This is a genomic window from Lysobacter sp. GCM10012299, assembly GCF_042649405.1.
Classification (GTDB): domain Bacteria; phylum Pseudomonadota; class Gammaproteobacteria; order Xanthomonadales; family Xanthomonadaceae; genus Lysobacter_J.
The window spans coordinates 601,306-626,915 of sequence record NZ_JBHRZC010000002.1 but is presented as its reverse complement, the minus strand read 5'-3'; the positions used below and the strand labels follow the sequence as shown (position 1 = coordinate 626,915).

The following is a 25,610-nucleotide window of genomic DNA, read 5'->3' as shown; positions in this document are numbered from 1 at the left end:
ACTTACGTTCCGGTGCGCTCCACCGCTTTGCACCTAGCGTTGAGAGACTTTGCCGAATCGGTCCTCGAGGGCACTGCCGCGCTCCGGCTTCGATCTGCTGGACGCAATGAAAAAGGCGGCCATTGCGGCCGCCTTGGTGTCGTGCTCGATGGATCAGACGTGCGTCAGGTACCGGCGCGCTCGATGGCCTTGCGTGCCGTGGCGCCGGACTTCGCGTTCGCTGCGCGGCTGGTCACGGCCGCGCTGCGGTAGCGGGTTGCGGACTCGCCGAAGCGGGCACGGAATGCACGCGCGAAGCTGCAGCAGTTGTCGAAGCCACTGGCCGCGGCGACTTCGCCGATCATCATCGAGGTGCTGGTGAGCAGGTCGGCGGCATGCTCCAAGCGCATGCGCGCCGAGGCGGCCTGCGGGCTTTCCTCGTAAAGACTGTGGAAGGTCTTGGAGAAGTACCAGCTGGAGAAGCTGGTCAGCTCGGCCAGTTCGCTGATGCGGACCACACGATCGCAGTTGCCTTCCAGGTACAGGCGGGCGCGCTGGAGGCGACCGAACACCTGGCGCTTGCGGCTGCGCGAGCGGCCCGGGCAACGCGGGATGCGTGCCGCCAGCTCGCGCTGAACGCCGGCCAGGTGCAGCAGGATCGGGCGCAGCGACGCGGCATCGAACACCGTGGAGGGGTTCTCGGCCATGCGGGCCGCGGCCTCGCGCCACAGGCGCAGGGCGATGCGGGCGTCGCGGCGCGGCATGTTGCCGCGACCGGCGTACAGGCCGCGGTCGGCGAAACGGGTCATCTCGCGGAGGGCATCTCCGGAGAGGGTGAGACCAACGCAGACGCCGGTGCGGTCGGCCTGGACGGTCGGCTTGGAGTCCTTCTCGAAGGCAATCCAGTCACCGCCGCGTAGGCGGAACTTGCCCTCTTTGGCTTCGACCCACGAGCTGCCGTGCAGCTGCACCCAGATCGAGAAACCGCCGGCGACCTGGACGCTGCCCAGCCGGGACACGCCGATGCAGCCACCCTGAATCGTGCTGTCAGCCGTGTCGAGCTGCAGCAGCTGTCCGCGGTCCGCCCATTGCACTTGCTCCATTGGTCCACCTCATGTGCCGAGAATGGTCAATGGATTTGCCTGACAAGGGCTTCTACATCAGGAAAGTTGGCGGAGACTTATACGAATTCGCAACGAATGGACAACCGAAGGAGTTCCGAAAGCTACTTCCCTATATCTATCAATCAGTTGATCCAGCCCGGCACAAAGGCTTTCGGTTCTTCCGGCAGCTCCATGTAACCGATATCGGCACCGTCCCATTCGATAAGTGCGACGTACGCCACATCTCCGCGCGGGCCACCGAGGCTGAAACCGTTGATGGCGGAGCGCCTGGTCTGGTCCATGCAGCTGGCCGGGGCGTCGGTCTGGACCGGCAGGATCCGGCGGAGGCTGGCCGCGCAACCCTGCAGCTGCTCGAGGTAGCGGACTTCGCCATCGGGGGCGACCGACCAGAGGCGATAGCGGTCGGAGGTCGGCTCGGATGCGTCGATGCGGACGATGCTGGCGGCCGTCAGGTCCAGGTCGGCCTGCCACAGGCCGCCCTCGGTCAGGCGGGTGAACAACACCCGGCGCCTGCCGGCGTCGACCTTGAAGTTGGAGACGCCGCCGATCCGCGCCAGCGACCGCCAGGGTTTGCGGCTGCGGTCGTACAGGCGCAGCTGCGGGTGTCCATCGCTGTTGGCCGAGAGCACCAGCAGCCGGTCCGGATCGGGCGTGTACTGGGCCTGCAGCGGGTCCGGCTCCGGCACATCGAGGCGGACGACCCGCCCGCTGGCCGGCGAGACTTCCTGGAGGACGCCGTGGCCGTCGCCGTCGACACCGGTCACCAGCAGGCGCTGGCTGTCGCCCGACCAGGCCGGTGCGTAACGGGAGCCCGGGCGGACGCCACTCATCATGCGCAGCGTGTCCGGCTGGCCCAGGTCGCCCCACCACAGGCCACTGGCCCCGGAGCGGTCGGAAACGAAGGCCAACTGGAGGCCATCCGGGGCGACGGTCGGAAGCACGTCGCGCGAGGTCGACGGGAACAGCGGCTCGACCACGTGCACGCTGCCCTGCCCCGAGGTTCCGAGCGCGACCCGGTACAGGCCGAAGTACGGGCGGCGCTGGACGAAGGCCATGGCGCGCCGGCCCAGCGCCGTCACCGGGGACTGCGCATCGTCGAGCCCCATCGAACGGACGTCGCCGGTGCCGGTGTCGAGCCGGAACATGCGGTAGTCGCCGTCGATCATCACGCTGAACAACAAGGCCTGGCCGCTGGGCAGCCAGTCCCAGCCCTTCATGTCCGCGCGCAGCCGGCTCAGGCGCTCGGCCTTGCCGCCGCCGGCCGGGATCCGCCAGAAGTCGCCGAGCGGCGCATTGCGGACGAACACGACCCACTTGCCGTCCGGCGAATAGCGCGGCGAGGAATCGAGGTCGTCGGAATCGTGGTCGTAGGGAATCTCGCGCCAGTCGCCGCTGTCCAGGTCGAGCAGGCGCAGGCCGAGGCTGCCGCTGTCGCCGGGCATGCCGCCGAACAACAGGCCGTTGCCATCCGGCGTCCAGTCGAACGTCGGCGGGCTGCGGTAGTCGCAGGTGCCGACCTCGTGCTCGCCGCGGGCATTGGGCGTGACCACGCGGATGCTGCAGGTGTTGCCGGCGATGCGGATGAAGGCGACCCAGCGCCCATCCGGCGACCACGCCGGCGCGCTGTCGTCGGCGCCCGCGGGCGGCCGGGTCAACAGCCGGGGCTGGGTCTGCTCGGTGGTCTGCACCATGATCGCGGTGCCGCGCTGGCCTTCGGGAATGGCCACGTAGGCGACCATGCCGGCGTCGGGCGACAGGGTCGGCGCCAGCTCGAAACCCGGCATCGAGGTGATCAGCCGGTACGGCCGCTCGCTGCGCAGGCCGTGCGAGACCGAAGGCGCCAGCGGCTCACCGTTATTGCGCGCGGTGTCATCGCCGCGAACCAGCGCCCAGGCCAGCAGTGCCGACACCAGCACCGCCACGGTGCACACGACCGCGGCGATCGACCGCCAGTTGCCGCGCGGCATGCTCGAGACCGGGAACGGCACCGGCGACAACGGCTCACTCGGGTCGGCCGCCGCGATCGCCGGGTATTTGGACGTCGTCCGCGACGGATCGGCCCAGCGCTCGTCCTGCGCCGGTTCCGCTGCCGCATCGCGCGGCGAATACAGCCATTCCACCGGCGCGAGCAGGCGATAGCCGTTCTTGGCGATGGTCTCGATGTAGCGCGGATTGCCGCGTTCGTCGTCGAAGGCCTTGCGCAGCTGCGTGATGGCCTGCGTGACGACGTCATTCGTCGGCAGCGTGTCGGGCCAGACTTCGGCCATCAGGGCGTCGCGACTGACGACGCGCCCTGCCTGGTCGATGAGCACCAGCAGCACGGCCATCGACTTGGGCGTGATGCGCAGCGGCCGGCGCTTGCCCGGCGCGCGGATTTCCCGCAGCGGGACATCCACCAGACAATCGCCCACGCGCATCCGGTCGGACGGCAGTGTCGGCGGTATTGGCTCGGTGGGTCGGGGCATGGATCCGAAATGGTGAACAGCAACCTGAACAGCCGTCACGTGCCGTTCGGTCCGATTGCATCGAACGGACCGATCCGGCAAACAGCCCGGGCGTGTAAGGGCAAGCGCTGCTCAGGTCCCCATTCTAACGTCTGAAAGGCTTAACCCCGTTCATCCCGGGGTGGCTCCAGGCCCTCTCTCGCCGACGTATTACAGAAATCTCTGTTCCAGAATTCGCGCTTCGGCGCGATTTTTTTGCCTGCGCCTCGCGAGGAGAGGGTCGCGGGCTATTTGCGCAGGAATGTCAGCCCGATCAGGCGCGAGACGACCACCGCAATGTAGGCCACGCCGGCGAACTGCTCCAGCATCACCAGCACCCGCGCCGGCGACGACAGCGGCAGGATATCGCCCAGGCCGGTGGCCGACAGGGTGGTGAAGCTCAGGAACAGCAGCTCCAGCCAGGTCCGCGGCTGGTCCGGGTTGACGGCACCGGTGAAGCTTCCCGGGTACAGCGCCTGGCAAACGAAGTAGACGTACGCGAAGCCCCACGCCAGGAGCGTGAACGTGGCACCGGCGGCGAACAGCTCATCGGTCGTCACCTTGTGGTCGCCCAGCATGTAGGCGATCAGGCTGCAGGCGGCATAGAGGTACAGCAGCGCTTCGAGCGCGGACGAGATCGTCACCAGCGCGTGGTCGTCGAGGGCGACGGCGACGATCGACAGCAGCACCGCCGGCGCCGCCAGCACCCATGCGATCCAGTTCTTGGCGGGACTGTGGTCGACCACCAGCACCGCCAGCATCATCACCACCACGCCAAACGCGCCGAACAGCACGCGCCCGGCGCGCATCTCGTCGAACAGCGGGTACAGCACCAGGCTCAACAGCTGCGCCGCGAGCAGGAACGCCGACGGATTGCGACGCGCCTTCACGCGCAAGCGCAGCCAACCGATGCGGTTCTCGCCCATCTCGCCCTGCCCTGTCCGTGTGGTCGCGGCCGAGCGTATCAGGCCTTGTGGTAGACCTGCGCGCCCTGGGCGAGGAACTCGGCCGACTTCTCGGCCATGCCTTCGTCGAGCGCGGCCTGTTCGTCCACGCCATGTTCCTTGGCGTAGTCGCGCACGTCCTGGGTGATCTTCATCGAGCAGAAGTGCGGGCCGCACATCGAGCAGAAGTGGGCGACCTTGTGGGCGTCCTTGGGCAGCGTCTCGTCGTGGTATTCGCGGGCACGCTCCGGATCCAGGCCGAGGTTGAACTGGTCCTCCCAGCGGAACTCGAAGCGCGCCTTGCTCATCGCGTTGTCGCGCGCCTGCGCGCCCGGGTGTCCCTTGGCCAGGTCGGCCGCGTGCGCGGCGATCTTGTAGGCCATCAGGCCTTCGCGCACGTCATGCTTGTTGGGCAGTCCCAGGTGTTCCTTCGGCGTGACGTAGCACAGCATCGCCGTGCCGAACCAGCCGATCATCGCCGCACCGATCGCACTGGTGATGTGGTCGTAGCCCGGCGCGATGTCGGTGGTCAGCGGGCCGAGCGTGTAGAACGGCGCTTCGCCGCACTCGATCAGCTGCTTGTCCATGTTCTCCTTGATCAGCTGCATCGGTACGTGGCCGGGGCCTTCGATCATGGTCTGGACGTCGTGCTTCCACGCGATCTTGGTCAGCTCGCCGAGCGTTTCGAGTTCGCCGAACTGGGCGGCGTCGTTGGCATCGGCGATCGAGCCCGGGCGCAGGCCGTCGCCGAGCGAGAAGGCCACGTCGTAGGCCTTCATGATTTCGCAGATGTCTTCGAAGTGCGTGTAGAGGAAGTTTTCCTTGTGGTGCGCCAGGCACCACTTGGCCAGGATCGAACCGCCGCGCGAGACGATGCCGGTGACGCGCTTGGCGGTCAGCGGCACGTAGCGCAGCAGCACGCCGGCGTGGATGGTGAAGTAGTCCACGCCCTGCTCGGCCTGCTCGATCAGCGTGTCGCGGAAGATCTCCCAGGTCAGTTCCTCGGCGCGGCCGTCAACCTTTTCCAGCGCCTGGTAGATCGGCACGGTGCCGATCGGCACCGGCGAGTTGCGGATGATCCACTCGCGCGTTTCGTGGATGTGCTTGCCGGTCGACAGGTCCATGACCGTGTCGGCACCCCAGCGCATCGACCACACCAGCTTTTCCACTTCCTCGGCAATGCCCGAGGACACCGCCGAGTTGCCGATATTGGCATTCACCTTGGTCAGGAAGTTGCGGCCGATGATCATCGGCTCGCTTTCCGGGTGGTTGATGTTGTTGGGAATGATCGCGCGGCCGCGCGCGACTTCGTCACGGACGAACTCGGGCGTGATGATCTTCTGGATGTTGGCGCCGAAGGTTTCGCCGGCGTGCTGGCGCAGCAGGTGCGCCTCGCGGATCGATTCCAGGCGCTGGTTCTCGCGGATCGCGATGAACTCCATCTCCGGGGTGACGATTCCGCGGCGGGCGTAATGCATCTGGGTGACGTTGGCGCCGGCAATCGCGCGGCGCGGCAGCGGACGGTTGCCGAAGCGCACCGCATCGAGCTTGGGATCGTGCTCGCGCTTGCGACCAAACTCCGACGACAGGCCGGTCAGTGCTTCGGTGTCGCCGCGCTCGGCGATCCACTGCGCGCGCAGCGGTGCCAGGCCCTGGGCGAGGTCGATCACCGCGTTGCTGTCGGTGTAGGCGCCGGAGGTGTCGTACACCGCCAGCGGCGCGTTGTCCTCGCCGCCGAACATGGTCGGCGTGCGTGCCAGCGCGATCTCGCGCATCGGCACGCGGATGTCCGGACGCGACCCTTCGACATGGATCTTGTGCGAGCCCGGGATCGGGCGGGTGACGTCGGCCGACAGCTGCTCAGCCTGGCGGACAAGTTCGGAGGGCACTGCATTCATGGCGTTCGTCCGGATGGGGGCGGGACGAAGCGGCGGCGCGCACCGCGGCCGTGGCGGTGTCGCGAAGCTTCCCTACGGCGGTCTCAACCGCATCAGGTTCGAAGGGTCTGTCTCAACCGGCGCCACCTGGCGCAGGTACCCCCGCTTCAGTGCGCATTTGACCATGACCCGGCCGCGACGGCCAGCAAAGCGCCCACCCCCGCCGTAATCGCCTCCCGGCCGACGCCCGGCCGGCGCCGGCCGGGTCATGCCCAGGCCCGGCCTGTTCAGGGATTGCGGAATGTCCCCGAGCAGTACCTGTAACCGCCCTTCGACAAATTGAAGCGACCGCAGTCGGTGTCGTAACTGTCGCCGATGGCCGTGATCTGGAATCCGGACAGGGTCACGCCGTTGAGGTGATGGAAGCTGCCGTTGGATTTCAGCGACCAGTGCTGGTGCGGCCCTGTCGACTGGCCGCCGTCGCACAGCGCCTGCTGCCGGTTGTTGGCGGGATTGGCGATGGCGGTGTTGGCGGCGACGGTTGCACCGGTGCCGTAGCGGATGTTCGCCAGGTGGTAATAGGTCGTCGACCAGCCGCCGTCGTGCACCACTTCGGCGAAGCACGACGAATGGCGCTTGAACTGGCCGCCCGCCGACGCCGCCACCCACACGTTGCCCTGGTCGCTGCCCCAGCCGCCGCCCAGCGACATGTCCAGCGATGACATCGGGAAGCTGCCCGAGCCGGTGTTGGTATGCGCGCCGCCGACGTGCCATCGCTCTCCCCGAGGGAATGGAAACTGCAGGAGGACCTGGCCTGCCCCGCGGTTCTCGCTGGCCTGGAAGCGCGGTGAAGGCACCCTGGCCTGTCGACGTTCGTTGAACAGTCGAGCGTAGACCTGCTGGAACTCCGCGTCGCCTCGCAGGACAGCGTCGGCCCGGCCTGCTCCAGCCAGGGCGAACAGTGACTGCAGCGGGTTCGTGCGCGACAGCGGCACCGGGCCGGTGGTGCCGGAGAAATCGCGTTCGTACATGGCCTCGCGCAATGCCAGTGCCATGTCGCGGGTCTGCGCGTTGAAGTCGTCGCCGTCGGCGAGGGCGCCGAACGGCCGCCGCATCGCGTCGGGGGTGGAGCGCTGGCCGGACACCACGCCACTTTGCAGTTCCATCAGCGCGATCAGCACCTTCGGACTCACGCCGCTGTAGCCGGCCCAGTGCGAGATCGATTCGGCGTGCCGGCGCAGGTGCGGCGCGCGCTTGGCCAGAAAGGCGTCGATGTCGAAATCGAACATCTCGTCATACGAGTAGACGAGGTCCTCGCTGCCGAGTTCACCCGCCCGCGCCACGCCGGGTGCGCCGGCGAGGAAGCCCAACATGCCGCACACGACGAGTCCCTTCGAGAAGATCCTTTTCATTGCATGCTCCCGTGGATGATGAGCATGCCGGGCATAGCATGCTCATCCCCATACATCGGCCCATGCGGCTGGAACGCGACATGCCGCGCACGGATGGCCCAGGGAGACGCAAAAGGGCGTTCTCCCGTTACAGATGCAACTGTTGACAGCCCCCGGAACTGCGTGATCTTCTCGCCCCATGACGCATCGCAACATTGCGATTACCACTGGTACCGGTACCACTCCTTTCGGGGTGCGGACGGGCGTGTCCAGCTGATTCAGACCACGCCTCCGCACCCGACCCGGGTGCGCAGGTGTGCACCCGGACCGGAAGCGGGGCCCACAAGGAGCCCGAGCCATGCCTTCCGCCGATGCCGCACCGCCCGACCGCAATAAACGCGTGCAATGCCACGTCCACAAGTTCGGCGGCAGCAGCCTTGCCGACGCCGGGCTGTACCGCGTTGCCGCCGGCCTGCTCGATGACCAGGCCAATACGCGTGTCGTGGTCGTGTCCGCGATGCAGGGCGTCACCGATGCGCTGATCGCCCTGGTCGCTGCTGCGCGCGCAGGCCAGGACTGGGCACCCGCGTGGGAAGCATTGCGACAACGGCACCGTGCCGCGGCCGATGCGCTCGACGGCGACGGCAACCAGGCGTTGCAGTCGGCGCTGGACGGAGAATTCGATTCGGTACGCGGCGAACTCGCGGCCATCGCCGGCGAAGGCAGTGACGCCGACGCACTGGCAGCGGCACTGCCCGGATGGGGCGAAGTCTGGTCATCGCGGTTGATGCATGCCGCGCTCGCCGCTGCGAAACAGGGCTGGCTGCGGCTGGATGCGCGTGACGTGCTGGTCGTGCATCCAGGCGAGATGGGCATGGCGGTGGACTGGCCCGCCAGCCGCGCGCGCCTGTCCGAATGGCGCGCCCGCCATGGCACCGGCCATGTCGTCGTCACCGGCTTCGTCGCGCGCGACGCGCAAGGGCGCGCGACCACGCTGGGTCGCAATGGCAGCGACTATTCCGCGGCGATCTTCGCCAACCTCTTCGATGCCGATGCGCTGACCATCTGGACCGATGTCGACGGCGTGCTCTCGGCCGACCCGCGCCTGGTGCCCGAAGCGGTCTGCCTGCCGTCGATGTCGTACGCCGAAGCCTGCGAGCTGGCCTATTTCGGCGCCAAGGTGCTGCACCCGCAGACACTGGCGCCGGTGCAGCAGCGCGGCATTCCGCTGTGGATCCGCAACACACGCAGGCCACACCTGCCCGGCACGCTGATCAGCCCGAAGAGCGACCCCGATGGCGCGCCGGTGAAAGGCCTGAGCCTGGTGCGCGACATGGCGATCGTCGAGCTCGTCGGCAACGGCATGGTCGGCGTCCCCGGCGCGGCAGAGCGCCTGTTCGGCGCGCTGCGCGGTGCCGGTGTGTCGGTGACGATGATTTCGCAAGGTTCCTCCGAGCACTCGATCTGCTGCGTGGTCCGCGCCGACCAGGCACAACGTGCGCGCGATGCGGTCGCCGCCGCCTTCGCCGATGCCATCGCCGACAGCCAGGCGCAGGGCGTGACGCTGACCGATGGCATCGCCGTGCTGGCCGCCGTCGGCGACGGCATGGTCGGCACGCCCGGCGTGGCAGCACGCCTGCTCGGCGGTCTGGCACAGGCACGCGTGAATGCCCGCGCGATCGCACAGGGCGCGGGCGAGCGGAACATCTCCGTCGCCATCGGCGACAAGGACGCCACGCGTGCGCTGCGCGCCGCGCACGCCGCCTTCTGGCTGTCGCCGCAGAGCCTGTCGGTCGGCGTGATCGGCCCGGGCCAGGTCGGGCGCGCGTTGTTGTTGCAGCTGTCGGCGGCACTGCCGCAGCTGCGCAAGCGCTCCGGCCTCGACTTGCGCCTGCGCGCGCTCGCCAACAGCCGCACGATGCACCTGGACGAGCGCGGCATCGAGCCGGCGGACGCGGTCGCGCGCCTGGACGGTGGCTCGGCCGAGCCGGTCGACCTTGAGCGGTTCGCCAGCCACGTCCGCGGCGAGCACTTGCCGCATGCACTGATCGTCGACTGCAGCGCCAGCCCGGCCGTTGCCGCGCTGTACCCGCGCTGGCTCGCCGCCGGCATCCACGTCGTCACGCCGAACAAGCATGCCGGCAGCGGCGACTGGGCCCGCTACAGCGCCATCCAGGACGCCAGCCGCAGCGGCGGCGGGCGCTTCCGCTACGAGGCCACGGTCGGCGCCGGCCTGCCGGTGATGCTGACATTGCGCAACCTGCTCGACACCGGTGACGAACTGTTCGGCATCGACGGCATGCTCTCGGGCACACTGGCGTGGCTGTTCAACCGTTTCGACGGCAGCGTCCCGTTCTCGCAGCTGGTCCGCGAGGCACAGGCGCTGGGCTATACCGAACCCGATCCGCGCGACGACCTGTCCGGCCTCGACGTCGCGCGCAAACTGGTGATCCTGGCGCGCGAAGCCGGTCGCGTGCTGTCGCTGGAGGATGTGGAAGTGGAGAACCTGGTGCCACAGGCACTGCGCGCGGTCAGCCGGGACGAGTTCCTGGCGCGCCTCGACGAGATGGATGCACCGATGCTGGCGCGCTACCGCGACGCCGACGCGCAACAGCGCGCCCTGCGCCACCTCGCCCGCCTCGACCGCGACGGCCGGGCCAGCGTCGGCGTGGTCGCCCTGCCGCGCGAGCACGCCTGCTGCCATACCCGCCTGACCGACAACCTGGTGCAGTTCAGCACGCGTCGCTATGCCGACAACCCGCTGGTCGTGCAGGGCCCGGGCGCGGGCCCCGATGTCACCGCTGCCGGCGTGTTCGGCGACGTGCTGGCTATCGCGCAGTCGCTGGGCTCGCCGTCCGGGATCCCGCTGCTGCATGCCGGCGTGCCGGTCGAGGCGCACGCATGAGTGCCGACGTGGAGGCACCTTCGGACGCGGCCTCGCACGGCCGTCGCCTGCAATGCCGCGCGTTCGCGCCCGGCAGCGTCGGCAACATCGGCGTCGGCTTCGACCTGCTCGGGCATTCCATCGCCGGCGTGCGCGATGTCGCGGTGGTGCGTCGCATCGCACAACCAGAGGTGCGGATCGTTTCCATCCGCGGCGATGTCGCCGGCGCCGACACACTGCCGCTGGAGGCGGCACGCAACACGGCCGGCCAGGCGCTGATGTCGCTGCGCGCCGCGCTCGGCCTTGGCCATGGTTTCGAAGTGGAACTGGAGAAGGGCATTCCGCTCGGCTCCGGTCTCGGCGGCTCGGCCGCCTCGTGCGTGGCCGCGCTGGTCGCCGCCAATGCCCTGCTCGACGCGCCATTGCCGCGCGAAGCGCTGTACGGCTTCGCCCTCGACGGCGAATCGGTGTCCAGCGGCAGTCGCCACGGCGACAACGTCGCGCCGATGCTGCTCGGTGGCGTGGTCATGGCCACGGCGACGCGGATGATTCCGCTGGCGGTGCCGGAGTGGTTGCATGCGGTGGTGGTGCATCCCGACCAGGTGCTCGAGACGCGTCGTGCCCGCGCGGTGCTCGCTGATCCGTACCCGCTGTCGCTGGTGGTCGAACAGAGTTCGCACCTCGCGCTGTTCCTGACCGGACTGCAGCGTGGTGATGCGTCGCTGCTGCGCGAAGGCCTGCACGACCTGCTGGTGGAACCGCGGCGCGCGCCGCTGATTCCGGGCTTTGTCGAAGCCAAGGCGGCAGCGCTGGACCATGGTGCGCTGGGCGCAAGCATTTCCGGCGCCGGGCCGAGCACGTTCGCGTGGTTCGCGTCGAAGGCCGAGGCCGAAGCGGCGGCGCCGTCGATGCAGGCCGCGTTCGCGCAGGCGGGATACGGCTCGCGCGCGTATGTCACGCCGGTGGCGGGACCGCGAGCGGATGTGCTGAGCGCATGAACTTCACCAGCACGCGTGGCAACACGCCTTCCACGTCGATCGACCAGGCCCTCGTCGCCGGACTCGCCCCCGACGGTGGCCTCTATGTGCCCGAGCGTATCCCGGCGCTTACCATGCAACCAGGGGCCACGCTCGCCGATACAGCGCACGCGGTGTTGGCGCCGTACTTTGCGGCTTCGTCATTGCGCGAATCGCTGGCAGCGATCTGCGAGCACGCCTACTCCTTCCCTGCTCCGCTGCGCGCGATGTCGGGCGAAGGCGACCACCTGCTCGAGCTGTTCCATGGCCCGACGGCCGCGTTCAAGGACTACGCCGCGCGCTTCCTCGCCGAGTCCCTGTCGCGGCTGCGTCCGCACGGCGCGCCTCCCACCACGATTCTCGTTGCGACCTCGGGAGACACAGGCGCGGCCGTCGCGGCCGCATTCCACCGCCGTCCTGGCTTTGAGGTGGTGATCCTCTACCCCGAAGGCCGAGTCTCACCACGCCAGGCGCACGGCCTGGAGTGCTGGGGCGCCAACGTGCGCACCTACCGCGTCGCCGGCAGCTTCGACGACTGCCAGCGCCTGGCCAAGCAGGCGCTGTCGGACGAAGCGCTGCGTCAATCGATGTCGCTCAGTTCGGCCAACAGCATCAGCCTCGGACGCCTGCTGCCGCAGGTTGCGTACTACGCGCACGCTGCGCTGGAGTTCTTCGCGCGCAACGGCCAGCCGTTGAACTTAATCGTCCCCACCGGCAACCTCGGCAACGCCTGCGCGGCCTTCCTCGCACGGCGGATGGGGCTGCCGGTCGGCGATCTGGTGCTGGCCAGCAATGCCAACGACGTGCTGCCGCGCTACTTCGCCGGCGGCGACTACGCGCCGCAAGCGACGCGCGCGACGCTGGCCAATGCGATGGACGTCGGTGCGCCAAGCAACTTCGAACGGCTGCGTTACTGGCACGACGATGACGCGCAGTTGCGCAGTGCCGTAAAGGCATTCGCGGTAGACGACGCCACCATCACCGCGACCATCGGCGAGGCGCCACGGCGCCACGGCATCGTGCCCTGCCCGCACACTGCCACCGGCCTGCATGTGCTCGAGCAGCTGCGTTCGCAAGGCGATCGTCGCCCCTGGGCGGTGGTGGCCACGGCCCACCCGGCCAAGTTCGAGACCATCGTCGAGCCGCTCGTCGGCCATGCCGTCGAACCGCCGGCGGCATTGGCGGAAACCCTTTCGTGGCCGGCCTTTGCTCAGTCCCTGGCTGTCGATTACGTCGCACTGCGCGCGAGATTGCTGAAGCGATGAGCCGCTCGTCGCAACCTCGCGCTGTTTCAAACGAAACTGTTGACATGCCCGCGCCGGGCATGTTTACCTCGGTTCCATGACGCAGCGCAACAACCACCCGCAGACCACTCAGGCCCGTCCGCAAGGCACGGTCGAGTCGCTGCGACTTGCGTTGACCCTGACCGCATCGGCGGCACTCATTCTTGTACTCGTACTTATTACCGGGCATGCCAGCGCGGGGTACGGGTTCGTGTAAGCAACACCACACCACCCAGGTCTGAAACACAAAGACCCCGCGCCCGAAACGGCGCGGGGTTTTTGTTTTTGCGGACCTGGAATCCACCAAGGACTCCAGTTCGTGAGAAGCAACGCCATCAAGCAGGGCCCCGCACATGCACCGGCACGCGCGATGCTGCGCGCCACCGGCCTGGACGACGCCGCGATCGCCAAACCGCTGGTCGCCGTCGTCCACACCTGGTCGGACGTGTCGCCGTGCAACTTCACCCTGCGCGACCTCGCGCAGGACGTGCGCCAGGGCGTGCTCGACAACGGCGGTACCCCGATCGAATTCAACACCATCGCCGTGACCGACGGCATCGCGATGGGCTCCGATGGCATGCGCTGTTCGCTGGCCTCGCGCGAGACCATCGCCGATTCGATCGAGCTGGCCGTCAGTGGCCACTGTCTCGACGCGATGGTGCTGCTGGTCGGTTGCGACAAGACCATCCCGGCCGCGGCGATGGCGGCGGCGCGGCTGGATATCCCGACCGTGATCCTCTACGGCGGCACGATCATGCCCGGCCGATGTCCGTCGAAGCAGGGAGAGACGGACCGCCCCCTCACCGTGCAGGACGTCTTCGAAGCCGTCGGCGCGCACTCCGCCGGCCGCATCGACGACGCCGAGCTGCATCGCATCGAATCCCATGCCTGCCCCGGCGCCGGTGCCTGCGGCGGCCAGTTCACCGCCAACACGATGGCGATGGTGCTGACCTTCCTCGGCCTGTCGCCGCTGCAGTTGAACGACATCCCGGCAATCCACGCCGACAAGCCGGCCGCCGCCCGGGCTTGCGGCGCGCTGGTGATGGACCGGTTGCGCAACGGCGGGCCGGGGCCGCGCGACATCCTCTCCCCAGCTGCGTTGCGCAACGCGGCCCGCGCGGTCTCGGCCACTGCCGGCTCCACCAATGCCGCCCTGCATCTGCTGGCGATCGCGCACGAAGCCGGCGTCGCCTTCGACCTGGAAGAGTTCGAAGCCGCCGCGCGGATGACGCCGGTGATCGCCGACCTCAAGCCCGGTGGCCGCTACACCGCCGCGGAGATGTTCGAACAGGGCGGCACCGCGCTGGTCGCGCGCGAACTGCGTGCCGCCGGCCTGATCGAGGACATCGCCACCGTCACCGGCCGGTCGTTCTTCAGCGAACTCGATGACGTCCCGGCACCGGCGCACCAGGATGTCGTCCGCCCGATCAACGACCCGATCAAGCCGCGCGGCGGTTACTCGATCCTCTACGGCGACCTCGCCCCGGAAGGCTGCATCGTCAAGCTCGCCGGCCACGGCCGCGAACATTTCGAAGGCACCGCGCGCGTGTTCGATTCCGAGGAAGCGGCGTTCGCGGCGGTGCAGTCGCGCCAGGTCAAGGCCGGCGACGTCGTGGTGATCCGCTTCGAAGGCCCGGCCGGCGGCCCGGGCATGCGAGAGATGCTCGCGGTCACCGCGGCACTGGTCGGCCAGGGTCTGGGCAACGATGTCGCGCTGATCACCGATGGCCGCTTCAGTGGCGCCACGCACGGCTTCATGGTCGGCCACATCTCGCCCGAAGCCGCGCACGGCGGGCCGATCGCCAAGCTGCGCGACGGCGACCGCGTGCGCATCGATGTCGGCACGCGCCGCATCGACGTCGATGCCGACCTCACTGCGCGCACCGCTGCGCGCATCGCTCCGCGCGTCACCACCGGCGTGCTGGCCAAGTACGCGCGCGTGGTCAGTTCGGCCTCGCGCGGCGCGGTGACCGCGCCGGGCCCGCTCGACGACCGCCGCATCGCCAGCCAGCTGGTCGACGCGGGCACCAGCAGCACCACCGAACGCGAGCCCGCGCTCGCCTGACACATCCCGCTTGAAGTCGTTCGTCCCTGTTCCTCCTTCCGCTTCGAACATCACAAGGACTTTGCAATGACCACCAGCTCCAAACCCCGCGTCGCCATCGTCGGTTACGGCAGCCAGGGCCGCGCCCATGCACTGAACCTGCGCGACTCCGGCTTCGACGTCACCATCGGCCTGCGACCGGGCGGCCCGACCGAGATCAAGGCCAAGGCCGACGGCTTCACCGTCACCACGCCGGCCGAAGCGGTCAAGAACGCGCAGCTCGTCGCCGTGCTCACCCCGGACATGGTGCAGCCGCAGCTCTACGGCGAAGTGATCGAGCCGAACATCGCGCCGGGCGCCTGCCTGCTGTTCGCGCACGGCTTCAACGTCCACTACGGCCAGATCACGCCGCGCGAGGATCTCGACGTGGTGCTGGTCGCGCCGAAAGGCCCGGGCGCGCTGGTGCGTCGCGAGTACGAGATCGGCCGCGGCGTGCCGTCCGTCTACGCCGTCCACCAGGATCGCAGTGGCAATGCCGAACAGCTCGCGCTGACCTACTGCGCCGGCATCGGTGGTGCGCGCCAGAACGCCATCCAGACCACCTTCAAGGAAGAGACCGAGACCGACCTCTTCGGCGAGCAGGCCGTGCTCTGCGGTGGCGCGACGAAGCTGGTGCAGGCCGGCTGGGAAACGCTGGTCGAAGCCGGTTACCAGCCCGAAGTCGCCTACTACGAGTGCCTGCACGAGCTGAAGCTGATCGTCGACCTGTTCTACGAGGGCGGCATCACCCGCATGCACGAGTTCATCAGCGAGACCGCGCAGTACGGCGCGCTGACCCGCGGCACCTACGTCGTCGACGACAACACCCGCGCGCAGATGAAGAAGGTGCTGACCGAGATCCAGGACGGCACGTTCGCGCGCCAGTGGATCGCCGAGTACGCCGCCGGCAACGCCAACTACAAGGCGCTCAAGCAGGCCGACCTCGACCACCCGATCGAAGCGGTCGGCAAGAAGCTGCGCGCCAACATGAAGTGGCTGGCGTCGTCACCGCAACCGGCAGCGGCCACCGCGGCGCGCCCGGCGCAGACCGAGGCCGCGTGATGAACGGTGCCCGCTGGCTGGTGCAGGCCCTGGTGACCGAAGGCGTCGACACGCTCTTCGGCTACCCGGGCGGCGCGATCATGCCCTTCTACGATGCCCTGCACGGATCGGACCTGCGCCATGTGCTGGTCCGCCACGAACAGGGCGCGGCATTCGCGGCCAATGGCTACGCACGAGCAAGCGGGCGCGTCGGTGTATGCGTCGCCACCTCCGGGCCGGGCGCATCGAACCTGGTCACGGGCATCGCCGATGCGATGCTCGACTCGGTGCCGATGGTGGTCATCACCGGCCAGGTGCCGACGGCGCTGATGGGCACGGATGCCTTCCAGGAACTGGACGTGTTCGGCATGACCATGCCGATCGTCAAGCACAGCTTCCTGCCGCGAAAGGTCGAGGACCTGCCGCGGATGGTGGCGGAAGCCTTCCGCATCGCCCGCTCCGGCCGTCCGGGGCCGGTGCTGATCGACCTGCCCAAGGACGTGCAGTTCGGCGATGCCTCGCACCTGCCGGCGCACGTGCCGGCCGACATCGACGATGTGCCCGCGCCGATCGACGCCTCGCTGCATGCGGCGCTGGCACTGATCTCGCAGGCGCAGCGGCCATTGGTCTACGGCGGCGGCGGCATCGCGCTGGGCGATAGCGTGGCGGCGTTCCGCACGTTCGTCGATGCCACCCAGATCCCGACCGTGCTGACGCTGAAGGGCCTGGGCGCGTTGCCGTCCGGGCACGCGCTCAACCTGGGCATGCTCGGCATGCACGGCAGCCGCGCCGCCAACCTGGCCGTGCAGGAAGCCGACCTGCTGATCGTCGTCGGCGCGCGCTTCGACGACCGCGCCACCGGCAAGCTGGCCGAGTTCGCACCGAACGCGCGCGTCGTCCACATGGACCTGGACGCCTGCGAGATCGGCAAGCTGCGCCACGCCGATGTCGGCGTGCGCGGCGACATCCGCACCACCCTGACGGCGCTGACGCTGCCGTGCGCGGCGCACCTGCACGGTCGCAACGGCGTCGCCCGTCGCGCCTGGCGTGCCACCTGCCAGCAACGCGCACTCGAACACGCCGCACGCTACGACGCACCGGGCGAAAGCGTGTACGCGCCATCGCTGCTCAAGCGCCTGTCGGAACTGGCGCCCAATGCCGTCGTCGCCTGCGACGTCGGCCAGCACCAGATGTGGGTGGCCCAGCACTGGCGCATGAAGGAACCGCGCCAGCACCTGACCAGCGGTGCGCTCGGCGCAATGGGCTTCGGCCTGCCGGCCGCGATCGGCGCGCAGATGCAGGATCCGTCGGCGCAGGTCGTGTGCGTGAGCGGCGACGGCTCGTTCCTGATGAACGTGCAGGAGCTGGCCACGCTGCGTCGCTACGGACTGCCGGTGAAGATCGTGCTGCTCGACAACCAGGCCCTGGGCATGGTCCGGCAGTGGCAGGAGCTGTTCTTCGATCGCCGCTATTCCGAGATCGACCTGTCCGACAACCCCGATTTCGTCGCCGTTGCCGCCGCCTTCGGCGTGCAGGCACTCCATGTCGACCGCGCCGATGGCGTCGAGGCGGCACTGCAACAGCTGCTGGCCGCGCCCGGCCCGGCGCTGCTGCACGTCGCCATCGACCAGGCCGCGAACGTGTGGCCGCTGGTGCCGCCCAACCACAACAACGCGCAGATGCTCGATCCCGAAGCGGACGCGCGAGCCGCCATTGCCACCCCCACCGCCGAGGATCCCCGCCATGCGATACCAGCTTGATCTCACCCTGCGCCAGGCCGAAGGTGCGCTGGCGCGTGTACTGGGCGCCGCCGAGCGCCGCGGCTTTCGTCCGCTCGCCGTCGACGGCGAAGCGCAACCCGACGGCGACCGCTGGTACCTGCGTCTGACCGTCGAAGGCGACCGCGCCGACACCAGCCTGCAGACCCAGCTCGCCAAGCTCTACGACTGTCTGTCGGTGGAGGTGTCGCCGTGTCAATGACCGTCACCGAGAGTCAACAGACTGTGCGCCAGCGCGGCACCGCGATGCCGCTGTCGATGTTGGATGACGCGCGCCGGCGCGAAACGCCCATGCTCTGGTTTGATGGCGAACTTGCCAGCGCCGATTCGCTGCAGGCACCGCTGACCACCCACGCGATGCACTACGGCACCGGCGTGTTCGAGGGCATCCGCAGCTATGCCACGCGTCACGGCGCCGCTGTGTTCCGCCTGCCCGAGCACCTGCAGCGCATGCGCAAGGGCGCCGAGCTGCTGGGCCTGGATTTCGATGTCGAGCGCGCCTTCGACGCGACGCTGGAAACGCTGCGCGCCAACGATCACCGCGACGCCTACATCCGTCCGCTGGCATGGTTCGGCACCGGCAGCATCGGCCTCGACGTCTCGCAGCTGACCCAGCACTTCATGGTCGCGACCATGGCCCAGCGTGTGCACCTGGCCGGCGACCGCACCCGCCTGACCGTGTCGCCGTGGCGCCGCAATCCGGCCAGTGCGCTGCCGCCGCTGAAGCTGTGCGGCGGCTACGTCAACTCGATCCTGGCCAAGCGCGACGCCAAGTCGCGCGGCTTCGACGAGGCGCTGTTCGTCGACGACGACGGCAACGTGGTCGAGTGCACCGGCGCCAACGTCTTCATGGTGCGCAACGGCCAGGTCACCGCCGTCGAGCATCGTGACGCCCTGCCCGGCATCACCCGCGACACGCTGATCCAGTTGAGCGGCGCCGAGTCGCGCACCGTTACCCACCACGAGTTGCTCGACGCCGACGAGGTCTTCGTCTGTGGCACGGCCGCCGAGACCGCGCCGATCAGCGTGCTCGACCGTCGCGAGTTCGGCGACAACCCGGTCACGCGCGAGCTGTCGGCGCTGTACTCGCGCGTCGTCCGCAGTGAAGAGCCGGCGCATGCCGGCTGGCTGACGGCGGTCTGATGCGATGGACGGCGACGTAAGTTCCCCCCACGTAGTCACGCCCCCCGACAGTTGCGTCGACGTCGGCGACGTACTGGCGGCGCAGGCCCGCCTGCGCCGCTACCTGCCGCCTACCCCGCTGCACTACGCCGAGCGCTTCGGCTGCTGGCTGAAGCTCGAGAACCTGCAGCGCACCGGCTCCTACAAGGTCCGGGGCGCGCTCAATGCACTGCTGGCCGCTCGCGAACGCGGCGACCACCGCACGGTCATCGCCGCATCCGCCGGCAACCACGCACAGGGCCTGGCCTGGGCGGCGTACCGCCTGGGCGTCAACGCCATCACCGTGATGCCGCGCTGCGCGCCTCAGACCAAGATCGCCGGCGTCGCCCATTGGGGCGCGACGGTGCGGCTGCATGGCGACAGCTACGACGAGGCCAAGGCGTTCGCCGCCGAACTGGCCCTTCAGAACGACTACCGCGTGCTGTCGGCCTTCGACGATCCCGACGTGATCGCCGGCCAGGGCACGGTCGGGCTGGAACTGGCAGCGCTGGGCCCGGACGTGGTGCTGGTGCCGATCGGCGGCGGCGGCCTCGCCTCCGGTGTCGCGCTGGCGCTGAAATCCCAGGGCGTGCGCATCATCGGCGCCCAGGTCGAAGGCGTCGATTCGATGATCCGCGCCCTGCGCGGTGACTGCACCCTGCGCGAGCCGGCGGCGACGCTGGCCGATGGCGTGCGCGTCAAGGAGCCGGGCCACCTGACCCGCCAGCTGCTGTCGCAGCTGCTCGATGACGTGATCGTCGTGCGCGAGGCGGAACTGCGCGAAACGCTCGTGCGCCTGGCGCTGGAAGAACACGTCATCGCCGAGGGCGCCGGTGCGCTGGCCCTCGCCGCGGGCCGCCGCGTCGCCGGCAAGCGCAAATGCGCCGTGGTCTCCGGCGGCAACCTCGATGCCGGCGTGCTCGCACAGCTGCTTTCCGAGATACGGCCGCGCGCACCGCGGCGTCCTCGCCGCCGCCATCGCGAGCAACCGGCGCAGGCGCCACTGGAGCCGGCCATCACCACGCTCCGCCCTTCCCGACCTTCCAACCCACCCATTCGCGCCGCCGCCGTGCGCACCCGCAACGAGGAGCTCACCGCATGAACGACCCCGCCTCCCGAGTACGGATTTTCGACACCAGCCTGCGCGACGGCGAGCAGTCGCCCGGCTGCAGCATGACGCCGGCGCAGAAGCTGCGCTTCGCCCATGCGTTGTCGGAACTCGGTGTCGACGTGATCGAGGCCGGATTCCCGGCCAGCTCGGAGACCGACATGGGCGCCGTGCGCGCGATCGCCCGCGAGGTGCGCGGTGCCACCGTGGCCACGCTGGCCCGCTGCCACGCCGGCGACATCGAAGCCTGCGCGAGGGCGCTCGAAGGTGCGACCAGTCCGCGCATCCACGTCTTCATCTCGACCAGCCCGCTGCACCGCGAGCACAAGCTCGGCCTGAGCCGCGAAGAAGTGCTGGAGCGTGCGGTGATGGGCGTGCGCCTCGCACGCCAGCACGCCGACGATGTCGAGTTCTCCGCCGAGGACGCGCTGCGCACCGAGCCGGAATTCCTGGCGCAGATCTGCAGCGCAGCCGTCGCCGCCGGCGCACGCACCCTGAACATCCCCGACACCGTCGGCTACACCACGCCGAGCGAGATCCGCTCGCTGTTCGAGTACCTGCGGGCGAATGTGGCCGGCGCCGACCAGGCGGTGTTCTCCGCGCACTGCCACAACGACCTCGGCCTGGCCGTCGCCAACTCGCTCGCAGCGATCGAGGGCGGTGCGCGCCAGGTCGAATGCACCATCAACGGCATCGGCGAGCGCGCCGGCAACTGCGCGCTTGAGGAACTGGTGATGGCCCTGCGCGTGCGCGGCGAGTACTACGGCGCGCACACCCGCATCGACAGCCGCCGGCTGGTACCGACCTCGCGCCTGCTGTCGCGCATCACCGGCATGGCCGTGCAGCGCAACAAGGCGGTGGTCGGCCAGAACGCGTTCGCGCACGAGTCGGGCATCCACCAGCACGGCATGCTCAAGCACCGCGGCACCTACGAGATCATGCGGCCGGAAGATGTCGGCTGGGCGCAGTCGCAGATGGTGATGGGCCGGCACAGCGGCCGCGCCGCACTGAGCGATCGCCTGCAGACGCTGGGCTTCGCACTCGACGAAGCACAGCTCAACTCCGTGTTCGCCGGCTTCAAGGCGCTGGCGGAGAAGAAGCGCGAAGTGTTCGATGCCGACCTCGAAGCACTGGTGCTCGGCGCCGACAAGCGCGCCGCGCGCGGGCATCGCCTCGCCCGCCTGCATGTCAGCACCGGCGTGAACCAGGACAGCCTGCCCACGGCCAGCGTGCAGCTGGTCGATGCCGACGGCGCCACGGTCAGCGAAGCCGCGGTCGGCGACGGCCCGGTGCATGCGTTGTTCGCGGCACTGGCCCGCGCCACCGGGCTGGCGCTGGAGATCGACAGCTACCAGGTCTCCAGCGTGACCACCGGCGACGACGCCCAGGGCCAGGCGAGCCTGATCGCCCGCGTCGACGGCGTCGAAGTCACCGGCTCCGGCACCAGCACCGACATCCTCGAAGCCAGCGCGCTGGCCTGGCTGGACATCGCCAACCGCGTGCTGCGCACGCGCGCGGCGGGCGTGGCCGAACCCGAACGCAGGACGGCGGCGATCGCCTGAAGCCCTCATTTCAAGCACAACACAAAGCCAGCCAATGACCAGCCAAGCACCACGAACGTTGTTCGACAAACTCTGGGACGCCCACGTCGTCACGCCCGAAAGCGAGACCGCGCCGGCCACGCTCTACATCGACCTGCACCTGATCCACGAAGTGACCTCGCCGCAGGCCTTCGCCGAGCTCGACGCGCGCAACCTGCCGGTGCGCCGCCCGGAGCTGACCAAGGGCACGCTCGACCACTCAACGCCAACGCTGCCTGTGGGCGCCGATGGCGAACACCCGTACGTCAATGCCGAGGCACGCGCCCAGGTTGACCAGCTGCGCGAGAACTGCACGCGCTTCGGCGTCGAACTGTTCGACTACGACAGCCCGCAGCGCGGCATCGTCCACGTCATGGGACCGGAGCTGGGCCTCACCCAGCCCGGACAGACCATCGTCTGCGGCGACAGCCACACCGCCACGCACGGTGCATTCGGCGCGTTGGCGTTCGGCATCGGCACCAGCGAGGTCGGCCACGTGCTGGCCACGCAGTGCCTGCTGCAACGCAAGGCGAAGACGCTGGCGATCACCATCGATGGCGAGCTGGCGCCCGGCGTCAGCGCCAAGGACCTGATCCTGCACGTGATCGGCGTGATCGGCGTCAACGGCGGCACCGGCCATGTCATCGAGTACCGCGGTTCCACCGTCCGCGCCTTGTCGATGGAGCAGCGCATGACGGTGTGCAACATGTCGATCGAAGCCGGCGCGCGCGCCGGACTGATTGCGCCGGACGAGGTGACCTTCGCCTACCTGCGCGGACGACCGCGCGCGCCGCAGGGCAGCGACTTCGACAACGCAGTCGCGCAGTGGCGGCAACTGCATAGCGATGACGGCGCGCGCTTCGACCGCGAGGTCCGCATCGATGCCGCCGACATCCAGCCGACGGTGACCTGGGGAACGCACCCGGGCCAGGTCGCGGCGATCTCGGGACACGTGCCCGCCGCGCACGACCCTGCCGACGGTGGCGGCGACGAGGCCAAGGCGCGCGACTACATGGGCTGGCAGCCGGGCGCCGCGCTCGCCGGTCGCCCGGTGGATGTCGTCTTCGTCGGCAGCTGCACCAACTCGCGCCTGTCCGACCTGCGGGAAGCCGCCAGCGTGCTGCGCGGGCGCCGCGTGCATCCGCGCGTGCGCATGCTGGTGGTGCCGGGCTCGGAGCAGGTCAAGCGCGAGGCCGAGGCCGAAGGCATCGACCAGGTCGTGCGCGCCGCCGGTGCCGAATGGCGCGAACCGGGTTGCTCGATGTGCATCGCGATGAACGGTGACCTCGTCGGGCCCGGGCAGCTCGCGGTGTCCACCAGCAATCGCAACTTCGAAGGACGGCAGGGCAAGGGCGCACGCACCGTGCTGGCGTCGCCGCTGACGGCGGCCGCGTGCGCGGTCGCCGGCGAGATCACCGATCCAAGGCCCTACCTCACGACCGCGCCGGCGCAACGCGCCGCAACCCTGGAGGTGGCCTGATGCGCCCTTTCACCGAACTCACCTCGCGCACGGTCGTGCTGCGTGAACGCAACATCGACACCGACCAGATCATCCCGGCGCGGTTCCTGACCACCACGCAGCGGCAAGGGCTGGGGCAGTTCGCCTTCAATGACTGGCGTCGCCTGCCCGATGGTTCGTTGAACCCCGACTTCGCCTTCAACCGCGCCGAGAATGCCGGCGCCGGGATCCTGGTGGCCGGGCGCAACTTCGGTTGCGGCTCCTCGCGCGAGCATGCGCCGTGGGCGCTGGCCGACCTCGGCCTGCGCGCGGTCATCAGCGCCGAGATCGCCGACATCTTCCGCAGCAATGCGCTGAAGAACGGCCTGCTGCCGATCGTGCTCGACGAAGCCGTGGTTGACGAGCTGCTCGACCGTCCGGGCATCGAGCTGCGCATCGACGTCGCCGAGCGTGCCGTGTTCCTGCCCGGCGGCAGCCGCGTCGAGTTCGCGCTCGACGCGTTCGCCCGCACCTGCCTGCTCGAAGGCGTCGACCAGCTCGGCTACCTGCTCCGCCAGGACGCTGACATCAGCCGCTTCGAATCGCAACGCCACCCTTCCACTTCATCTCGACAGGAGTTCGTCCATGCAAGCTGACATCGTCGTTCTTCCCGGCGACGGCATTGGCCCGGAGGTCACCGCCGCAGCGGTGGAGGTGCTGCAGGCGGTCGCGCAACGCTACGGCCACAGCTTCCGCTTCCAGCAGCACCTCATCGGCGGCGCCGCGATCGACGCCACCGGTTCACCGCTGCCGCCGGAAACCCTGGTGGCCGCGCAGCGCGCCGACGCGGTGCTGCTCGGCGCCGTCGGCGGGCCGAAATGGTCGGATCCGAAAGCCGCGGTGCGTCCCGAACAGGGCCTGCTGGCCATCCGCAAGGCGATGGGCCTGTACGCCAACCTGCGTCCGGTGAAACCGCACCCGGCCGCGCTCGGTGCGTCGCCGATCAAACCGCACCTGCTGACCGGGGTCGACCTGATGGTCGTGCGCGAACTCACCGGCGGCATCTATTTCGGCACCAAGCAGCGCAGCGAAGGCGCGGCCAGCGACCTGTGCGAGTACACCGTCGCCGAGATCGAGCGTGTGGTCCGTCGCGCCTGCGCGCTGGCGCGCGAGCGCCGCGGCCACGTCACATCTGTCGACAAGGCCAACGTGCTGGAAACCTCGCGCCTGTGGCGGGAAGTCACCACCCGCGTCGTACGCGACGAGTTCCCCGACATCACTCTGGAGCACCAGCTGGTCGATTCGATGGCGATGCACCTGCTGGCCAAGCCGCGCGAGTACGACGTGATCGTCACCGAGAACATGTTCGGCGACATCCTCACCGACGAGGCATCAATGCTGGCCGGCTCGCTGGGGTTGCTGCCGTCGGCATCGCTGGGCGAAGGACGTGTCGGCCTGTACGAACCGATCCACGGATCGGCACCGGACATCGCCGGTCGTGGCATCGCCAATCCGTACGCGACGATCCTCAGCACGGCCTTGCTGCTGCGCCACTCGCTGGGCCTGGAAAGCGAGGCCCGCTGCATCGAGAAGGCCGTCGCCGCCGCACTGGACGCCGGTGTCTTCACCGCCGACCTTGCTCCTGCCGGTCGCGGCGTCGGCACGCAGGCCGCGACGGCCGCCGTGCTGGCACAGCTGCAGCTCGAATGTGAGCCAGTGGTGATGCGCGACTGAAGGTTCCGTTGCCGGCAAGCCATCGCCCGGCGTTGATGAAGCGGCCGTCACGGGCGCGCGGATAGGGTGCGCGCATGACGCGAACCCTCCGCCTTGCCATCGCCATCGCCACCCTGCTGATTCTGTCGGCATGCCGCTCCGCGCCGTCCGCGGACGACATGCCGTCGGTGGCATCCGGCGGTGAGCCGGCCGACGCGTTCTTCGCCAACCTGCAGGCGCTGTGCGGCAAGGCATTCGAAGGCCGGATCGTGGTCGACGATCCGCCGACACCGGGCGCGCCGTTCACCGGCAAGGCGCTGATCATGCACGTGCGCCAGTGCGAACGTGACCGCATCGCCATCCCCTTCCACGTTGGTGACGACCACTCGCGCACCTTGCTGCTGACGCGCACGAAGTCCGGCCTCACCCTCGACCACGACCGCCGCCACCGCGACGGTGGCCAGGACGTGCTGTCGATGTACGGTGGCCACACAGTCGATCGCGGCACTGCCACGCGCCAGGTGTTTCCGGTCGACGCCCAGTCCAGGGCGCTGTTCGAGCGCAACGAGCGCAGTGACTCGGTCAGCAACGTCTGGACGCTGGAGATCGAGCCGGGCCGGATGGCCGCTTACGAGCGTACGCGCCCGGGTCGTCGTTTCCGCATCGAGTTCGACCTGACCCGCCCGGTGCCGCCACCCCCAGCCCCGTGGGGCTGGTAGGTGTCGGA

19 protein-coding genes and 1 riboswitch are annotated in these 25,610 nt (G+C 69.1%); of the genes, 14 read left to right on the top strand and 5 right to left on the bottom strand.

The window, feature by feature from the left end; genetic code table 11:
* Positions 1–164 precede the first annotated feature (164 nt).
* From ACFOPO_RS07115 to ACFOPO_RS07095, 5 genes are all read right to left on the bottom strand, one after another.
* Positions 165–1,082 (bottom strand): helix-turn-helix domain-containing protein, encoded by a 918-nt coding sequence (locus tag ACFOPO_RS07115; protein WP_386702330.1) that lies wholly within the window; start codon positions 1,080–1,082, stop codon positions 165–167.
* Positions 1,083–1,225: 143 nt separating this feature from the next.
* Positions 1,226–3,568: a winged helix-turn-helix domain-containing protein gene (locus tag ACFOPO_RS07110; RefSeq protein WP_386702328.1), complete on the bottom strand. Its 2,343-nt coding sequence runs from the start codon at positions 3,566–3,568 to the stop codon at positions 1,226–1,228.
* 266 nt (positions 3,569–3,834) lie between these two features.
* Entirely contained in the window at positions 3,835–4,512 is a 678-nt protein-coding gene (locus tag ACFOPO_RS07105) for an ion channel (protein ID WP_386702326.1), read from the bottom strand.
* Between the two features lie 38 nt (positions 4,513–4,550).
* Positions 4,551–6,428, bottom strand: coding sequence for a phosphomethylpyrimidine synthase ThiC (gene thiC / locus ACFOPO_RS07100; RefSeq protein WP_386702324.1), 1,878 nt, complete (start codon positions 6,426–6,428; stop codon positions 4,551–4,553).
* A 51-nt stretch (positions 6,429–6,479) separates the two neighbouring features.
* Positions 6,480–6,581, bottom strand: a riboswitch (TPP riboswitch).
* A gap of 113 nt (positions 6,582–6,694) precedes the next feature.
* Positions 6,695–7,819 carry a M23 family metallopeptidase gene (locus ACFOPO_RS07095; protein ID WP_386702322.1) on the bottom strand — a complete coding sequence of 375 codons (1,125 nt, stop codon included), beginning with the start codon at positions 7,817–7,819 and terminating at the stop codon, positions 6,695–6,697.
* Positions 7,820–8,156: 337 nt separating this feature from the next.
* Between ACFOPO_RS07095 and thrA the strand changes: the two genes are divergently transcribed.
* The 14 genes from thrA (at position 8,157) to ACFOPO_RS07025 (ending at position 25,602) form a co-directional block, all read left to right on the top strand.
* Positions 8,157–10,703, top strand: coding sequence for a bifunctional aspartate kinase/homoserine dehydrogenase I (gene thrA, locus ACFOPO_RS07090; RefSeq protein ID WP_386702320.1), 2,547 nt, complete (start codon positions 8,157–8,159; stop codon positions 10,701–10,703).
* Positions 10,700–11,680 carry a homoserine kinase gene (locus ACFOPO_RS07085; protein ID WP_386702318.1) on the top strand — a complete coding sequence of 327 codons (981 nt, stop codon included), beginning with the start codon at positions 10,700–10,702 and terminating at the stop codon, positions 11,678–11,680. The genes thrA and ACFOPO_RS07085 overlap by 4 nt, the downstream gene beginning before the upstream one ends.
* A complete protein-coding gene (thrC, locus tag ACFOPO_RS07080) occupies positions 11,677–12,963 on the top strand; it encodes a threonine synthase (protein ID WP_386702316.1) in 1,287 nt (428 codons plus the stop codon). The genes ACFOPO_RS07085 and thrC overlap by 4 nt, the downstream gene beginning before the upstream one ends.
* Before the next feature lie 337 nt (positions 12,964–13,300).
* On the top strand, positions 13,301–15,046 hold the full coding sequence (locus ACFOPO_RS07075; RefSeq protein WP_386702314.1) for a dihydroxy-acid dehydratase: 1,746 nt from the start codon (positions 13,301–13,303) through the stop codon (positions 15,044–15,046).
* A gap of 3 nt (positions 15,047–15,049) precedes the next feature.
* Positions 15,050–16,126 carry a ketol-acid reductoisomerase gene (gene ilvC / locus ACFOPO_RS07070; protein ID WP_386702682.1) on the top strand — a complete coding sequence of 359 codons (1,077 nt, stop codon included), beginning with the start codon at positions 15,050–15,052 and terminating at the stop codon, positions 16,124–16,126.
* Positions 16,126–17,865, top strand: a complete 1,740-nt coding sequence (gene ilvG, locus ACFOPO_RS07065; RefSeq protein WP_386702312.1) for an acetolactate synthase 2 catalytic subunit — start codon at positions 16,126–16,128, stop codon at positions 17,863–17,865. The genes ilvC and ilvG overlap by 1 nt, the downstream gene beginning before the upstream one ends.
* Complete coding sequence (locus ACFOPO_RS07060) at positions 17,849–18,085, top strand: ACT domain-containing protein (RefSeq protein WP_200608666.1); 237 nt, start codon at positions 17,849–17,851, stop codon at positions 18,083–18,085. Before ilvG ends, ACFOPO_RS07060 begins: the two co-directional genes overlap by 17 nt.
* Entirely contained in the window at positions 18,082–19,026 is a 945-nt protein-coding gene (locus ACFOPO_RS07055) for an aminotransferase class IV (protein WP_386702309.1), read from the top strand. The genes ACFOPO_RS07060 and ACFOPO_RS07055 overlap by 4 nt, the downstream gene beginning before the upstream one ends.
* 4 nt (positions 19,027–19,030) lie before the next feature.
* Complete coding sequence (locus ACFOPO_RS07050) at positions 19,031–20,146, top strand: threonine dehydratase (RefSeq protein WP_386702307.1); 1,116 nt, start codon at positions 19,031–19,033, stop codon at positions 20,144–20,146.
* A complete protein-coding gene (locus ACFOPO_RS07045) occupies positions 20,143–21,714 on the top strand; it encodes a 2-isopropylmalate synthase (protein ID WP_386702305.1) in 1,572 nt (523 codons plus the stop codon). The genes ACFOPO_RS07050 and ACFOPO_RS07045 overlap by 4 nt, the downstream gene beginning before the upstream one ends.
* A 34-nt stretch (positions 21,715–21,748) precedes the next feature.
* Positions 21,749–23,212, top strand: coding sequence for a 3-isopropylmalate dehydratase large subunit (gene leuC / locus ACFOPO_RS07040; RefSeq protein WP_386702303.1), 1,464 nt, complete (start codon positions 21,749–21,751; stop codon positions 23,210–23,212).
* Positions 23,212–23,826 (top strand): 3-isopropylmalate dehydratase small subunit, encoded by a 615-nt coding sequence (gene leuD / locus ACFOPO_RS07035; protein WP_386702301.1) that lies wholly within the window; start codon positions 23,212–23,214, stop codon positions 23,824–23,826. The genes leuC and leuD overlap by 1 nt, the downstream gene beginning before the upstream one ends.
* On the top strand, positions 23,816–24,904 hold the full coding sequence (gene leuB, locus ACFOPO_RS07030; protein WP_386702299.1) for a 3-isopropylmalate dehydrogenase: 1,089 nt from the start codon (positions 23,816–23,818) through the stop codon (positions 24,902–24,904). The genes leuD and leuB overlap by 11 nt, the downstream gene beginning before the upstream one ends.
* A gap of 74 nt (positions 24,905–24,978) precedes the next feature.
* The gene (locus ACFOPO_RS07025) at positions 24,979–25,602 is read left to right on the top strand and encodes a hypothetical protein (protein WP_386702297.1); all 624 of its coding nucleotides are present in this window, start codon (positions 24,979–24,981) and stop codon (positions 25,600–25,602) included.
* Positions 25,603–25,610 lie beyond the last annotated feature (8 nt).